This is a genomic window from Pseudomonas sp. NY15437 (assembly GCF_048068435.1).
In the GTDB taxonomy this organism is placed as follows: domain Bacteria; phylum Pseudomonadota; class Gammaproteobacteria; order Pseudomonadales; family Pseudomonadaceae; genus Pseudomonas; species Pseudomonas nitroreducens_B.
Genome location: NZ_JBLUQC010000001.1, coordinates 294,442 through 308,292 on the forward strand (window position 1 = coordinate 294,442; position 13,851 = coordinate 308,292).

Consider the following 13,851-nt stretch of genomic DNA (forward strand, 5'->3'; position numbering starts at 1 on the left):
GTTCTGAGTGGCGCGCAATCACTCAAGGAACCATCATGCGTCGCCGTTCTGCCCCTCTTGTCGTAGCCCTCACCCTGCTCCCCATCACCTGCACCATGGCCGAAGACAGCGGCTTCTGGCGCAGCGTGTTGACCTCTGGCGCCACCACCGCCTCCAGCTACCTGACCAGCCGTGACGATCACAAACTGATCGGCCCGGCGCAGGATGACGCCGCCAGCTTCATCGCCACCGACGGCGCCATCCGTGGCCCCTACCTGGAAGCCATGCTGCAGCAGATGCGCAGCGCCGACCCGGCCCTGGCGCAGGCCAGCGACGCCGAACTGGCCTCGGCGATCCTCGCTGCCCAGCAGTGATCGCCCCTGGTGTGCGCGACGACCGCTCGCGCACACCCCCCAGAAAAGTTGGAACTCCGCCACGGCGCAGCGGCTCTCACCTGTACACGGACCTTGCGGAGGTGTACTCGATGCGTACCGCGAAACTGGCCACAGCCTTTGCCCTGATCGCCCTGCCCGTTGCCTCGGCCATGGCCGACGGCGACTTCTGGCGCGACATCATCTCGTCCGGCGCCACTACCGCGTCGACCTACCTGACCTTCAAGCACGACAAACTGATCGTCGCCGCCCAGGACGACGCCAGCGCCTTCGTCGCCAGTGACGGCGCCATCCGCGGCCCCTACCTGGAAGCCGCCCTCACCCGCCTGCGCAGCGACGACGCCGCCCTGCAGGATCGCAGCGACATGGAACTGGCCAACGCCATCCTCGTCCGCCGCGATGAGCCATCCGCCCAGTGACACCCACCGGCGCGGCCCGTGGCGCGCGCCGCGGGTCCGCGAACCGCTCCGGCTGCGCCGCGCGGTGAAGCCAATCGCGGATGAAATCCGCTCCTACGCCGCCGGCGCATTGAGCACGCCCCTGTAGGAGCGGACTCTGTCCGCGATGGGCAGCCGGTCAGCTGGGGTTGCCCTGTAGGAGCGAGCTTGCTCGCGAACCCGCCCAGCTTCAGCGCCGCCGGGAAGTCCGTTCGCGAGCAAGCTCGCTCCTACGAAAAGCCCCCGACAGCGGCTCGTTCGTTCAGCGCACTTTCATTTCAACGCGCAGCCCGCCCGCTCCTACGCCAACCGGGCAGCACCGGGCCCCCTGTAGGAGCGAGCTTGCTCGCGAACCCGCCCCGCGCCGGCGCCGCCGGGAAGTCCGTTCGCGAGCAAGCTCGCTCCTACGAAGAGCCCCAATGAAAAAGCCGCCCGAAGGCGGCTTTTTCAATTCGGCGCAGAATCTCTGCGGCGCACGGCTCACTCGCGGTAGTCGTCCACCGGCACGCAGGCGCAGAACAGGTTGCGGTCGCCGTAGACGTTGTCCACGCGATTCACCGCCGGCCAGTACTTGAAGGCGCGGGTGTGTTCGGTCGGGGTCACCGCGTCGGCGATGGGGTAGGGACGATCCCACAGCCCGGTGACGTCCGCCAGGGTGTGCGGCGCGCGCTTGAGCGGGTTGTCCTCGGCCGGCCATTCGCCGGTTTCCACCTTGGCGATCTCCGCGCGGATCGACAGCATCGCCTCGATGAAGCGGTCCAGCTCGTGCTTGGACTCGCTCTCGGTGGGCTCCACCATCAGCGTGCCGGGCACCGGGAAGGACATGGTCGGCGCGTGGAAGCCATAGTCCATCAGGCGCTTGGCGACGTCTTCCTCGCTGATCCCGGTCTGCGCCTTGAGCGGGCGCAGGTCGAGGATGCATTCGTGGGCGACGCGCTCGTTGCGGCCACGGTAGAGCACCGGGAAGGCGCCATCGAGCTGCTGGGCCAGGTAGTTGGCGTTGAGGATCGCCACTTCCGTGGCGTCGGCCAGTTGCGGGCCCATCATGGCGATGTACATCCAGCTGATCGGCAGGATGCTGGCGCTGCCCCAGGGCGCGGCACTGACCGCGCCGTTCAGCGGGTTCGGGCCTTCGATGCGGATCACCGGGTGGTTGGCGACGAAGGGCGCGAGGTGCTTCTTCACGCCGATCGGGCCCATGCCCGGGCCGCCACCGCCGTGGGGGATGCAGAAGGTCTTGTGCAGGTTCATGTGCGACACGTCGGCGCCGATGTCCGCCGGGCGCGCCAGGCCGACCTGGGCGTTGAGGTTGGCCCCGTCCATGTAGACCTGGCCGCCGTGGGCGTGGATGACCTCGCAGATCTCGCGGATGCCCTCTTCGTACACGCCGTGGGTGGACGGGTAGGTGATCATCAGGCAGGACAACTGCTCGCCGGCTTCGGCCGCCTTGCGCTTGAGGTCTTCCAGGTCGACGTTGCCGCCCTTGTCGCACTCGACGATGACCACGCGCATGCTCGCCATGATCGCCGAGGCCGGGTTGGTGCCGTGGGCCGACGACGGAATGAGGCAGATGTTGCGGTGCGCATCGCCCCGGCTCTCGTGGTACTTGCGGATCGCCAGCAGGCCGGCGTACTCGCCCTGGGCGCCGGAGTTGGGCTGCATGCAGATGGCGTCGAAGCCGGTGATCGCGCAGAGCCAGCGCTCCAGCTCCTCGATCATCAGGCGGTAGCCCTCGGCCTGCTCGCGCGGCACGAAGGGGTGCAGGCTGGCGAATTCCGGCCAGGTGATGGGGATCATCTCGCTGGTGGCGTTGAGCTTCATGGTGCAGGAGCCCAGCGGGATCATCGCCTGGTTCAGCGCCAGGTCCTTGCCTTCGAGCTGGCGCAGGTAGCGCAGCATCTCGGTTTCGCTGTGGTGGCGGTTGAACACCGGGTGGCTCAGGTAGCCGCTGCTGCGCTGCAGGGCGGCGGGAATGCCATCGGCGACCTTACCGGCGTCGAGCTGGGCGACGTCCAGGCCGTGGCCGGCACCGAGCATGATGTCGAACAGGCTGGCGAGGGTGTCGGCGCTGGTGGTTTCGTCCAGGCTCACGCCCAGGCGGTCCTCGCCGACGATGCGCAGGTTCACGCGGGCGGCGCGGGCGCGCTCGATGATGGCCTGCTGCTGCGCGCCGACGTCCAGGGTCAGGGTGTCGAAGAAGTGCTGGTTGACCCGCTTCACGCCCTTGGCGGCGAGGCCGGCGGCCAGCACGGCAGTCAGGCGGTGCACGCGCTGGGCGATGCGCTTGAGGCCCTGCGGGCCGTGGTAGACGGCGTACAGGCTGGCGATGTTGGCCAGCAGCACCTGCGAGGTGCAGACGTTGGAGTTGGCCTTCTCGCGGCGGATGTGCTGTTCGCGGGTCTGCAGCGCCATGCGCAGCGCGGTGTTGCCGCGGGCGTCCTTGGACACGCCGATGATGCGGCCGGGCATGGCGCGCTTGTAGTCGTCGCGGCAGGCGAAGAAGGCGGCGTGCGGGCCGCCGTAGCCCATGGGCACGCCAAAGCGCTGGGCGCTGCCCAGGACCACGTCGGCGCCCAGCTCGCCCGGCGGGGTGAGCAGCAGCAGCGCGAGCAGGTCGCTGGCGACGCAGGCGATGGCCTGCTGGGCGTGCAGGGCATCGATCACCGAACGCAGGTCACGGACTTCGCCGCGGGTGTCGGGATATTGCAGCAGCGCGCCGAACACCGCGTGCTGGCCGAGGTTGTCCACCTCGTCGACCACCACGTCGAAGCCGAAGGCCTCGGCGCGGGTCTGCACCACGGAGATGGTCTGCGGGTGGCAGTGCGCATCGACGAAGAACAGGTTGCTCTTGGCCTTGGCTACGCGCTTGGCCAGGGCCATGGCTTCGGCGGCAGCGGTGGCTTCGTCGAGCAGCGAGGCGCTGGCGAGGTCGAGGCCGGTGAGGTCGATGGTCATCTGCTGGAAGTTCAGCAGCGATTCGAGACGGCCCTGGGCGATTTCCGGCTGGTACGGGGTGTAGGCGGTGTACCAGCCCGGATTCTCCAGCACGTTGCGCAGGATGACGGTCGGGGTCAGGGTGCCGTAGTAGCCGGTGCCGATCAGGCTGGTCCACAGCTCGTTCTTCTGCGCGTACCCCTTCAGCTTGGCCAGCGCGCCCTGTTCGTCGAGGGCGGCCGGCAGATCCAGTGGCCGGTTCAGGCGGATCGCCGGGGGCACCGTCTGCACGATCAGGTCGTCGCGACTGCCGAGCCCGAGGGTGTCGAGCATGGCGTGCTGCTCGGCGGCGTCGGGGCCCAGGTGGCGGGCGAGGAAGGCATCAGGCTGGTGCAGCTGAGAAAGCGAAGGGGTGTTCGACATGGCCACGGTCTCGAAAAGTCGGTCCGTAATCGGTCCGTAAAAAAGAACAGGCCCCGACGAGTCGAGGCCTGTGTGTACAGCAGCGTGTTAGGCGTCGGAATCGCTGGCAGCGCGATAACCGGCGGCGTCGAGGAGCTTGTCCAGCTCGGCCGGGTTGCTCGGCTTGAGCTTGAAGAACCAGGAGCCGTACGGGTCGTTGTTCACTTCTTCGGGGGTATCGGCCAGCACGTCGTTGACCGCGATGACTTCGCCGCTCACCGGGGCGTAGATGTCCGAGGCGGCCTTCACCGACTCGACGACACCGGCTTCCTGACCGGCGGCAAGGGTCTTGCCGACTTCCGGCAGTTCGACGAAGACCACGTCGCCCAGGGCTTCCTGGGCATGGTCGGAGATGCCCACGGTCACGCTACCGTCGGCTTCCAGGCGCGCCCACTCGTGGCTGGCGGCGTAACGCAGGTCGGCGGGGATATTGCTCATCTTGTTTTTCCTCGAGGACGGGGCGACGGGCGGCGGTACCGCCCTCTTCTAAGTTAGATCATGCAATTTAGATCAGGGCTTTGCCATGACGCACGAAATTCGGCTGAACGACGCGAACCGGATACCACTTGCCGCGGATCTCCACCTCGGCGCGGTCGCCGGTGGCCGCCGGCACGCGGGCCAAGGCAATGGATTTGCCCAGCGTCGGGGAGAAGCTGCCACTGGTGATCTCGCCTTCGCCGACACCGGCGATGCGGACGACCTGGTGGGCGCGCAATACGCCGCGCTCCTCCAGCACCAGCCCGACCAGCTTGGGCGCATCGCCGGCGGCCTTCTGCGCTTCGAGGGCCTTGCGGCCAACGAAGTCGCGGCCTTGCGGCTCCCAGGCGATGGTCCAGCCCATGTTGGCGGCCAGCGGGGAGACGTCTTCGTCCATGTCCTGGCCGTAGAGGTTCATCCCGGCTTCCAGGCGCAGGGTATCGCGCGCGCCCAGGCCCGCCGGGGCGATGCCGGCGCCGACCAGGTCGTTGAGGAAGCCTTGCGCCTCGACGGCCGGCAGCATGATTTCCAGGCCGTCCTCGCCGGTGTAGCCGGTGCGGGCGATGAACCAGTCACCGTCGGCCTTGCCCTGGAAGGGCTTGAGTTCGCGGATCAGCGCGGCGCGCGAGGGGGTGACCAGCTCGGCGGTCTTTTCGCGGGCGTTGGGGCCCTGCACGGCGAGCATGGCGAGGTCCGGGCGTTCGCTCAGGGTGACGTCGAAGCCTTCGGTGTGGGCCTGCATCCAGGCCATGTCCTTGTCGCGGGTGGAGGCGTTGACCACCACGCGGTAGCCGTACACGCCGAGGTAGACGATCAGGTCGTCGACGACACCGCCGCGTTCGTTGAGCATGCCGCTGTACAGCGCCTTGCCCGGAACCTGCAGTCGTTCGACATCGTTGGCCAGGAGTCGCTGCAGGTATTCCTTGGCCTGCGGACCGGTGACGTCGACCACGGTCATGTGGGAAACGTCGAACACGCCGCAATCGCGACGTACCTGGTGGTGCTCTTCGACTTGCGAACCGTAGTGCAACGGCATGTCCCAACCGCCGAAATCGACGATCTTGGCGCCGAGGGCGACGTGCAAATCATAGAGCGGCGTGCGCTGTCCCATGGGTGTTCTCCTTCCGGGCGAGGCGGGTGCGGAGCGCGAGTACGGCCCGCACGAAACGCGCGCATTGTAGTCGCAAGGCCGGCCGCTGGACAGCTTGTCCGACGGCCGATTCTCAGGGCCGGGAAGAACCGCTCTGGCGCGCGGAGCGGCGAATCAGGCCGATCACCGGGAACAGCCCGACCAGCACCAGGGTCAGCGCCGGCAGCGCGGCGCGGGCCCATTCGCCCTCGCTGGTCATCTCGAACACGCGCACGGCCAGGGTGTCCCAGCCGAAGGGGCGCATCAGCAAGGTGGCCGGCATTTCCTTGAGCACGTCGACGAACACCAGCAGCGCGGCGCTCAGCGCCCCTGGCAGCAGCAGCGGCAGGTAGACCCGCAGGAACAGGCCCGCGCCGCCGACGCCCAGGCTGCGCGAAGCCTCCGGCAGCGACGGACGAATCCGCGCCAGCGCGCCCTCCAGCGGGTGGTAGGCCACCGCCATGAAGCGGATCAGGTAGGCCACCAGCAGCGCGCCAAGGCTGCCCAGCAGCAGCGGCTTGCCGGCGCCGCCCAGGGCGCTGGAGAGCGGAATCACCGCGTGATTGTCCAGCCAGCTGAAGGCCAGCATGATCGCCACCGCCAGCACCGAGCCGGGCAGCGCATAGCCGAGGTTGGAAATACCCACCGCCGAGCGCACCGCCGGGGTCGGCGACAGGCGCCGGGCGAAAGCCAGCAGCAGCGCCACCGCCACCGTCAGCAGCGCCGCCAGGCCGCCCAGGTAGAGGCTGTGCAGGATCAGCCCGGCGTAACGCTCATCCAGGTCGAAGCGGCCCTTCTGCCAGACCCACACCAGCAGCTGCAGCAGCGGGATGACGAAGGCGCAGGCGAACACCAGCAGGCACCAGGCGCTGGCGGCGAACGCCTTCCAGCCGCGCAGCCGGTACAGCGCCGCGCCGCGCGGGCGCTCGCTGGGCACGCCGCTGCGGCCGCGGCCGTAGCGCTCGCCCAGCAGCACCAGCATGACGAACAGCAGCAGCAGGCTGGCCAGCTGGGTGGCGCTGGACAGGCTATAGAAGCCATACCAGGTCTTATAGACGGCGGTGGTGAAGGTATCGAAGTTGAACACCGCGACGGTGCCGAAATCCGCCAGGGTCTCCATGATCGCCAGCGCCAGCCCGGCGCCGATGGCCGGGCGCGCCATGGGCAGGGCGACGCGCCAGAAGGCCGCCAGCGGTGACAGGCCGAGCACCCGCGCCGCTTCCATCAGGCCGCGCCCCTGGGCGAGGAAGGCGGTGCGCGCGAGCAGGTAAACGTAGGGGTAGAACACCAGCACCAGCACCGTGATCACCCCGCCGGTGGAGCGCACCCGCGGCAGCCGCAGGCCGCTGCCGAACCACTCGCGCAGCAGCGTCTGCACGGGGCCGGAGAAGTCCAGCAGGCCGACGAAGACGAACGCCAGCACGTAGGCCGGCACGGCAAAGGGCAGCATCAGCGCCCAGTCCAGCCAGCGCCGGCCGGGGAACTCGCAGAGGCTGACGAGCCAGGCGAGGCTGACGCCCAGCACGGTCACCCCCACGCCCACACCCGCCACCAGCACCAGGGTATTGCCCAGCAGGCGGGTCATCTGGGTGTCCCACAGGTGCGCCCAGATTTCCCGGTCGATCTGGCCCCAGCTCAGCAGCAGGACGCTGATCGGCAGCAGCACCAGGGCGGCGATGGCGAAGGTGATGGGAGTCCAGCGAGTGGCGCGCATGCGGGGCGTGTGTCCAGGGCATCAAGGGGTGTTTGCAGGAAATACCGCCGATCAACTGACGGAAATTTCCTTCATTGAAATCGAATTCGCCTGATCCTCATGGGAAAGGGATAAAGCGCAAGGTACCGCGGTCGAATCGCCCACTCTGCCACTGCCGCCCCCAAGGAAAAAGTCCCATGTCATCCCTCTTCCGTCTGTCCGGCCTGCTGCTGTTGCCGTTCTGCAGCCTGGCCCTGGCCGACGCTCCCACGCCCGTCGAGGCCTGCGTGGCCATGGCCATGAGCAAGGTCGCCGCGGACCCGGCCTTGCAGGAACGCTGGCAGAAGACCTGGATCGAGCCCAGCTCGATTCGCGAGGAAGCCTACGAGGGCTCGGTGAACGGCCAGCCGGCCAGCAAGCGGCTGGTGGCGCAACTGCGCCGGGGCGAGCAGTCGGACGGCGAATTCGTCTGCCTGCTCGACGGCGACGGCAAGGCACTTGCCGTCAGCCACCAGGACGACGCCGGCGCCCGTTGAGGCGCCGGGCTCCGCTCAATTCCAGCCGGCGCGGTCCATCAGCCTGATCGCCTCGGCCTGGCGCTTGCCGGCCACTTCCACGGGGATGCTGTCGGCCTTGAACGTGCCCCACGCGGCGACTTCCGGCGACGGCGCCACCGCCGGGTTGGCCGGGAATTCCTGGTTGATGCCGGCGAACAGCGCCTGGGCATCCGGCCCGGTCATCCACTCCACCAGCTTCTTCGCCGCCTCCGGGTGCGGCGCGTACTTGGTCAAACCAATGCCCGACAGGTTGACGTGCACGCCCCGGTCGCCCTGGTTCGGCCAGAACAGCTTCACCGGCAACTGCGGATTGTCCTTGTGCATGCGCCCGTAGTAGTAGGTGTTGACGATGCCGACGTCGCACTGGCCGGCGGCGATGGCCTGCAGCAGGGCGTTGTCGTCGGAGAACACGTCGGTGGCCAGGTTGTTCACCCAGCCCTTGAGGATATCCTCGGTCTTCTGCGCGCCGTGGGTCTCGATCAGGGTGGCGGTGAGCGACTGGTTATAGACCTTCTTCGCGGTGCGCAGGCACAGGCGGCCTTCCCACCTCGGATCGGCCAGCGCTTCGTAGGTGGACAGCTCCTCGGGTTTCACCCGCTGGGTCGAATAGACGATGGTCCGCGCGCGCAGCGACAGGCCGGTCCAGCTATCGGTGCCGGAGCGGTACTGCGGCGGGATGTTGGCATCCAGGGTCGGCGAGTCGAAGGGCTGCAGGATGCCCATCTGCTCGGCCTGCCAGAGGTTACCGGCGTCCACGGTGAGCAGCAGGTCGGCCGGCGTGTTGGCGCCCTCGGCCTTGATCCGCGCCATCAGGGGCGCTTCCTTGTCGGTGATGAATTTGATCTTCACCCCGGTCTTCTCGGTGTAGGCATCGAACACCGGCTTGATCAGCTCGTCGATGCGCGAGGAGTAGACCACCACCTCGTCGGCGGCCTGGGCGGTGCTCCCGAAGGCGACCAGCAGGAGGGTGGCGAGAAGACTTTTGCGCGCGAGCATGGGCGTTTCCTTTGCAGGGAAGAAATCCCGCAAATGATAAGGAACCGCATTTGATAACGAGCTGCGCGTTTGTGTCGGGGTGTTTCGATGGGGTGCGGTGTGGGGTCGCGGGGGTATTGGCGATGCAGGCCAGGAGCCCCTCACCCCAGCCCTCTCCCAGAGGGAGAGGGGGCAGTTCGGAGTGTGCGGTCATCGCGGAGTCAGCCGGCGAGATCTGAGCGTTCAGCCTGCGCCGATCAATCCCCTCTCCCCCTGGGAGAGGGTTAGGGTGAGGGGGCCGCAGGCCGCCCTTATCAAACCCGCGCCAGCTCCGGCAAATCCCCCGACAGCCCCAGCGCCTGGCGCACGAACACGCCCTTGGCCTCGTGGTGTTTGTCCACCAGCCGCAGGCCGGCGTTACGCAGCCAGCGCAGCGCCAGCGGGTCCGCCTGGAACAGGCGCTGGAAGCCTTCCATCGCTGCCATCATCGCCAGGTTGTGCGGCATGCGCCGACGTTCGTAGCGGCTCAGCACGCGCTCCTCGGCGATGTTCTCGCCACGGGCATGGGCGTGCTCGAGCACTTCGGCGAGCACGGCAGCATCCAGGAAGCCCAGGTTCACGCCCTGCCCGGCCAGCGGGTGGATGGTGTGCGCGGCGTCGCCGATCAGCACCAGCCCCGGCTCCACGTAGCGCTTGGCGTGGCGCTGGCGCAGCGGGATGCACAGACGGCGGTCGGCGTGTTCGATGACGCCCAGGCGATGCTCGAAGGCCAGCCCAAGGGCCTTGCAGAAGCCGTCGTCATCCAGCGCCATGAGCTTCTCGGCCTGCTCCGGCGTGGTCGACCAGACGATCGAGCACCAGTGCGCATCGCCCGCCTTCGCCAGTGGCAGGAAGGCCAGCGGGCCGTCGTCGGTGAAGCGCTGCCAGGCGGTGGCCTGGTGCGGCTTCTCGCAGCGCACGCTGGTGACGATGGCGTGATGCAGGTAATCCCACTCGCGGGTGGCGCAGCCGGCCAGGCGGCGCACGGCGGAGTTGGCGCCGTCGGCGGCGACCACCAGCGGCGTGCGGACTTCGCGGCCATCGGAGAGGGTCAGCAGCCAGTCGTCGCCGGAGTGGCGCAGTTGTTCGAGGCGCGCATTGGGCAGCAGGCCGAGCGCGGAGTCGTGCAGACGCTCCAGCAGGGCGTCCTGCACCACGCGGTTCTCGACGATATGGCCGAGCATCTCGGCATGTACGCTGGCGGCACTGAAGTGAATCTGCCCGGTGCCCGAGCCGTCCCACACCTGCATCTCGCTGTAGGGCTCGGCGCGGCGGGCGGCGATGCCGTCCCAGGCGTGCAGGCGCTGGAGGATGCGCCGACTGGCCTCGGACAGCGCACTGACGCGCGGCTCGAAGGGTGCTTCGCGGTCGAACGGCGTGACGCTCAGCGGCGAGCCGTCCAGCAGCAGGATGTCCAGCCCGCTGCCTTCCAGGGCCAGGGCCAGCGCGCTGCCGACCATTCCCGCCCCGACGATTACCAGATCCGCGTGCATCGAATTTCCTTTTGGCTGAGGCGTGTTAAACCGGGCGGGCGCCCAGGCCCATGGCCTGGCGGGCGAACCAGCGCTTGGCCGGCGGCAACAGGTCGAGCCCCAGCAGGCCGAGGTTGCGACCGGTGGCCAGCAACGGCTGGGCATTGGAGAACAGCCGGGTGACGCGGTCGGAGAAGCCGACAGTCATCTGCTGGTCCAGCCGTTGGCCGTCCAGGTAGCGCTGCAGCACGGCGAAATCGCCCGGCGCGGCGTCTTCCAGCAACAGGCGGTCACCCAGGGCCTTGGCATCGCGCAGCGACAGGTTGAAGCCCTGCCCGGCAATCGGATGCAGGCTGTGGGCGGCGTTGCCCAGCACCACCAGGTGCGGGCGAATCTGCTCGTCGGCCTCGGTCAGGCTCAGCGGGTAGCCGTAGCGCACACCGACCTGGCGCAGGGTGCCGAGGCGGTAGCCGAAGGCCTCCTGCAACTCGGCGAGGAAGGCCGCGTCGGGCAGCTCGCGCAGGCGCTCGGCGTCGCTGCCGTTGCGGGTCCAGACCAGCGCGCAGCGGTTTTCCGGCAGCGGCAGCAGGGCCAGCGGGCCGTTCTCGGTGAAGCGTTCGAAGGCTTGCCCGCGGTGGGCCTCGGACGGGCTGATGTTGGCGATCAGCGCGGTTTGCCCGTAGGACGAGGAACGCACGTTGATGCCCAGCTGCTCGCGCAGGCCGGAGCGGCCGCCATCGGCGAGCACGGCGAGGTCGCAGTCCAGCTGCGAGTCGTCGTCCAGGGTCAGGCGGTAGCCGTCGCCCAGGGCTTCCATCCGCCGCACTTCGGCCGGGCAGCGCCAGCTGACCACGGTCGGGTCGAGCGCATGCCAGAGGCACTGGCCGAGCCAGGCGTTTTCCACCACGTAGCCCAGCGCGGGAACGCCCTCCTCCACCGCCGTCAGGCGCGCGGCGCCGAAGCGGCCACGGTCGGAGACGTGGATCTGGGTGATCGGCTCGGCACGCTGGGCGATCTGCTGCCACAGCCCCAGGCGTTCGTAGATCTGCCGGCTGCCGAAGGACAGCGCCGAGGAGCGCGCGTCATAGCTGGGCTGGTAGGCATCGCCGGGGGCGAAGGGCTCGATGAGCACGATCTGCCAGCCGCGCGCACGGGCGCCGGCCTGGAGGATCAGCGCAAGGCTTGCGCCAACGAGGCCGCCACCGATGATGGCCAATTGCGTACGTTGCATGTCAGGCGGCCTGGGCGCGGGCCTGCGCCATCAGCGCTTCGATCTCGGCGACGGTCTTCGGCACGCCGTTGGTCAGCACTTCGCAGCCGGTTTTCGTCACCACCACATCGTCCTCGATGCGCACGCCGATGCCGCGCCACTTCTTCGGCACGTCGGTGTTGTCCGGGGCGATGTAGATGCCCGGCTCGACGGTCATCGCCATGCCCGGTTCGAGCACACGCCATTCACCGCCGACGCGGTACTCGCCGACATCGTGCACGTCCATGCCCAGCCAATGGCCGGCACGGTGCATGTAGAAAGCCTTGTAGGCTTCGCGCTCGATCAGCTCGTCGACCTCGCCCTTGAGCAGGCCCAGCTCCACCAGGCCGGCGGTGATGACCCGCACGGTGGCCTCGTGGGCTTCGTTCCAGTGGCGGCCCGGGGCGATGTAGTCGAAGGCCGCCATGTTGGCGTCCAGCACCAGCTGGTAGATGGCTTTCTGCTCGGGGCTGAAGGTGCCGCTGGCGGGGAAGGTGCGGGTGATGTCGCTGGCGTAGCAATCGATCTCGCAGCCGGCGTCGATCAGGATGAGGTCGCCGTCCTTGATCTGCGCGTCATTCTCCCGGTAGTGCAGGATGCAGGCGTTGCGGCCGGTGGCGACGATGGAGCCGTAGGCCGGCATCTTCGCGCCGCCCTGGCGGAAGGCGTATTCCAGCTCGGCTTCCAGGTGGTACTCGTAGAGCCCCGGGCGGCAGGCCTGCATGGCGCGGATGTGGGCGCCCGCGGAGACTTCCGCGGCGTAGCGCATCACCTTCACCTCGCCGGCGCTCTTGTACAGGCGCTGGTCGTGCAGCAGGTGGTCGAGGGCGACGAACTCGTTCGGCGGCTGCGCACCCTGGCGCGCCTTGGAGCGGATCACGTTGATCCAGTCCATCAGCCGGCGGTCGAATTCCTGGTTGGCGCCCAGCGCGTAGTACACGCGGTCGCGGCCCTCGATCAGGCCGGGGAGGATGTCGTCGATATCGCCGATGGGGAAGGCATCGTCGGCGCCGAAGGTGCTGATCGCGCCGTCCTGGCCGGCGCGCAGGCCGTCCCAGAGTTCACGCTCCGGATCGCGCTCGCGGCAGAACAGCACGTACTCGCCGTGCTCGCGGCCGGGGATCAGCGCCATCACCGCTTCCGGCTCGGGGAAGCCGGTGAGGTACTGGAAGTCGCTGTCCTGGCGGTAGACGTGCTCGACGTCGCGGTTGCGGATGTACATCGGCGCCGCCGGGAGAATGGCGATGCTGTTGGGTTCCATCTGCGCCATCAGCGCCTTGCGACGACGGGCGTATTCCGACTTGGCGATACGGATCATGCGCGACCTCAATGCAGGGAGGGTTTCTCGGCCGGTGCCGGCACCTTGCCGAATTCGGAGAACAGCAGCAGCGGGGCGACGCGCAGGTATTCCTGCACTTCCATGTAGTCGGCCTCGCCGTCTTCGGATTCTTCCAGCTGCCCGCCGACCTGGGCAATGGCGGCGATGTCCTGCAGCACTTCGTCGGCTTCGTCCGACAGGCTGGGGGAACGCAGCGCCAGGCCGAAGCCGGCGAGGAAGCCCTGGCACCACTGGCCCAGGGCCACGGCACGCTCGGCCAGCGGCGCGTCGTCGTTGGGCAGCATCAGCACCACGGCCATCTCGCCCTGGCTGAAGTCCTGCTGGACCATGCCCAGCAGGCCGCCCAGGGCCGCGCCCAGGCGCTCGCCCGGCTCGCCGCCGAGCAGCTCGGCAGCGGCTTGCAACCACTCGTCCTGGTCGAAGCCGGCCCCGGCGCAGACGCGGCCAAGCAGGTGGCCGTGCAGTTCGGCGGGGGAAATAGGCAGGGCGGCCTCGGCGAGCAGGGTGGCGAAGGCGGTGTAGGCGGAGCTGGAAGTGGACATGATCGAACCCGGGTGACGGCTAGGCGCCATCAGGCGCCGCGCAATAGAATAGGGTCCGTTATCCTAGCACCGGCGCACACCGCAAGACCATGCGACCCCGCGCCGGGCAGCCGTGCGTTGACCCACCCCCACGGCAGTCCTATATAGTTCTCGATTACTTAAGCAACTCCCAAGC

The 13,851-nt window shown here is 68.4% G+C and carries 12 protein-coding genes; 3 read left to right on the forward strand and 9 right to left on the reverse strand.

Going from position 1 to position 13,851, the window contains the following annotated elements:
* The first annotated feature begins 35 nt into the window (after positions 1–35).
* Both ACNFIA_RS01385 and ACNFIA_RS01390 read left to right on the forward strand, forming a co-directional pair.
* A complete protein-coding gene (locus ACNFIA_RS01385; RefSeq protein WP_416782620.1) occupies positions 36–353 on the forward strand; it encodes a DUF2388 domain-containing protein in 318 nt (105 codons plus the stop codon).
* Between the two features lie 110 nt (positions 354–463).
* Positions 464–790 carry a DUF2388 domain-containing protein gene (locus ACNFIA_RS01390; protein ID WP_416782621.1) on the forward strand — a complete coding sequence of 109 codons (327 nt, stop codon included), beginning with the start codon at positions 464–466 and terminating at the stop codon, positions 788–790.
* A gap of 498 nt (positions 791–1,288) precedes the next feature.
* On the opposite strand, the gene gcvP is transcribed toward ACNFIA_RS01390, so the two are convergent.
* The 4 genes from gcvP to ACNFIA_RS01410 all read right to left on the reverse strand — a co-directional run bounded on the left by gcvP (position 1,289) and on the right by ACNFIA_RS01410 (position 7,524).
* On the reverse strand, positions 1,289–4,165 hold the full coding sequence (gene gcvP, locus ACNFIA_RS01395; protein ID WP_416782622.1) for an aminomethyl-transferring glycine dehydrogenase: 2,877 nt from the start codon (positions 4,163–4,165) through the stop codon (positions 1,289–1,291).
* An 87-nt stretch (positions 4,166–4,252) separates the two neighbouring features.
* Positions 4,253–4,642 (reverse strand): glycine cleavage system protein GcvH, encoded by a 390-nt coding sequence (gcvH, locus tag ACNFIA_RS01400; RefSeq protein ID WP_259758684.1) that lies wholly within the window; start codon positions 4,640–4,642, stop codon positions 4,253–4,255.
* 67 nt (positions 4,643–4,709) lie between these two features.
* Positions 4,710–5,792 (reverse strand): glycine cleavage system aminomethyltransferase GcvT, encoded by a 1,083-nt coding sequence (gcvT, locus tag ACNFIA_RS01405; RefSeq protein ID WP_416782623.1) that lies wholly within the window; start codon positions 5,790–5,792, stop codon positions 4,710–4,712.
* A gap of 112 nt (positions 5,793–5,904) precedes the next feature.
* A complete protein-coding gene (locus tag ACNFIA_RS01410) occupies positions 5,905–7,524 on the reverse strand; it encodes an ABC transporter permease (protein ID WP_416782624.1) in 1,620 nt (539 codons plus the stop codon).
* Positions 7,525–7,700: 176 nt separating this feature from the next.
* Between ACNFIA_RS01410 and ACNFIA_RS01415 the strand changes: the two genes are divergently transcribed.
* A complete protein-coding gene (locus ACNFIA_RS01415; RefSeq protein ID WP_416782625.1) occupies positions 7,701–8,039 on the forward strand; it encodes a hypothetical protein in 339 nt (112 codons plus the stop codon).
* A gap of 15 nt (positions 8,040–8,054) precedes the next feature.
* On the opposite strand, the gene ACNFIA_RS01420 is transcribed toward ACNFIA_RS01415, so the two are convergent.
* The 5 genes from ACNFIA_RS01420 to ACNFIA_RS01440 all read right to left on the reverse strand — a co-directional run bounded on the left by ACNFIA_RS01420 (position 8,055) and on the right by ACNFIA_RS01440 (position 13,676).
* Positions 8,055–9,056 (reverse strand): Fe(3+) ABC transporter substrate-binding protein, encoded by a 1,002-nt coding sequence (locus ACNFIA_RS01420; protein ID WP_416782626.1) that lies wholly within the window; start codon positions 9,054–9,056, stop codon positions 8,055–8,057.
* Positions 9,057–9,349: 293 nt separating this feature from the next.
* Complete coding sequence (locus ACNFIA_RS01425) at positions 9,350–10,567, reverse strand: 2-octaprenyl-3-methyl-6-methoxy-1,4-benzoquinol hydroxylase (RefSeq protein WP_416782627.1); 1,218 nt, start codon at positions 10,565–10,567, stop codon at positions 9,350–9,352.
* A gap of 25 nt (positions 10,568–10,592) precedes the next feature.
* Positions 10,593–11,777 carry a 2-octaprenyl-6-methoxyphenyl hydroxylase gene (ubiH, locus tag ACNFIA_RS01430; protein WP_416782628.1) on the reverse strand — a complete coding sequence of 395 codons (1,185 nt, stop codon included), beginning with the start codon at positions 11,775–11,777 and terminating at the stop codon, positions 10,593–10,595.
* 1 nt (position 11,778) lies between these two features.
* Positions 11,779–13,113 carry a Xaa-Pro aminopeptidase gene (pepP, locus tag ACNFIA_RS01435; RefSeq protein WP_259758670.1) on the reverse strand — a complete coding sequence of 445 codons (1,335 nt, stop codon included), beginning with the start codon at positions 13,111–13,113 and terminating at the stop codon, positions 11,779–11,781.
* Positions 13,114–13,121: 8 nt separating this feature from the next.
* The gene (locus ACNFIA_RS01440) at positions 13,122–13,676 is read right to left on the reverse strand and encodes a UPF0149 family protein (protein ID WP_259758668.1); all 555 of its coding nucleotides are present in this window, start codon (positions 13,674–13,676) and stop codon (positions 13,122–13,124) included.
* Positions 13,677–13,851 lie beyond the last annotated feature (175 nt).

Coding starts and splice junctions, on each gene's coding strand:
- gcvH (WP_259758684.1), bottom strand. CDS start 4,642: ATGAGCAATATCCCCGCCGACCTGCGTTACGCCGCCAGCCACGAGTGG.
- ACNFIA_RS01420 (WP_416782626.1), bottom strand. CDS start 9,056: ATGCTCGCGCGCAAAAGTCTTCTCGCCACCCTCCTGCTGGTCGCCTTC.
- ACNFIA_RS01425 (WP_416782627.1), bottom strand. CDS start 10,567: ATGCACGCGGATCTGGTAATCGTCGGGGCGGGAATGGTCGGCAGCGCG.
- ACNFIA_RS01410 (WP_416782624.1), bottom strand. CDS start 7,524: ATGCGCGCCACTCGCTGGACTCCCATCACCTTCGCCATCGCCGCCCTG.
- ACNFIA_RS01385 (WP_416782620.1), top strand. CDS start 36: ATGCGTCGCCGTTCTGCCCCTCTTGTCGTAGCCCTCACCCTGCTCCCC.
- pepP (WP_259758670.1), bottom strand. CDS start 13,113: ATGATCCGTATCGCCAAGTCGGAATACGCCCGTCGTCGCAAGGCGCTG.
- ACNFIA_RS01390 (WP_416782621.1), top strand. CDS start 464: ATGCGTACCGCGAAACTGGCCACAGCCTTTGCCCTGATCGCCCTGCCC.
- gcvP (WP_416782622.1), bottom strand. CDS start 4,165: ATGTCGAACACCCCTTCGCTTTCTCAGCTGCACCAGCCTGATGCCTTC.
- ubiH (WP_416782628.1), bottom strand. CDS start 11,777: ATGCAACGTACGCAATTGGCCATCATCGGTGGCGGCCTCGTTGGCGCA.
- ACNFIA_RS01440 (WP_259758668.1), bottom strand. CDS start 13,676: ATGTCCACTTCCAGCTCCGCCTACACCGCCTTCGCCACCCTGCTCGCC.
- gcvT (WP_416782623.1), bottom strand. CDS start 5,792: ATGGGACAGCGCACGCCGCTCTATGATTTGCACGTCGCCCTCGGCGCC.
- ACNFIA_RS01415 (WP_416782625.1), top strand. CDS start 7,701: ATGTCATCCCTCTTCCGTCTGTCCGGCCTGCTGCTGTTGCCGTTCTGC.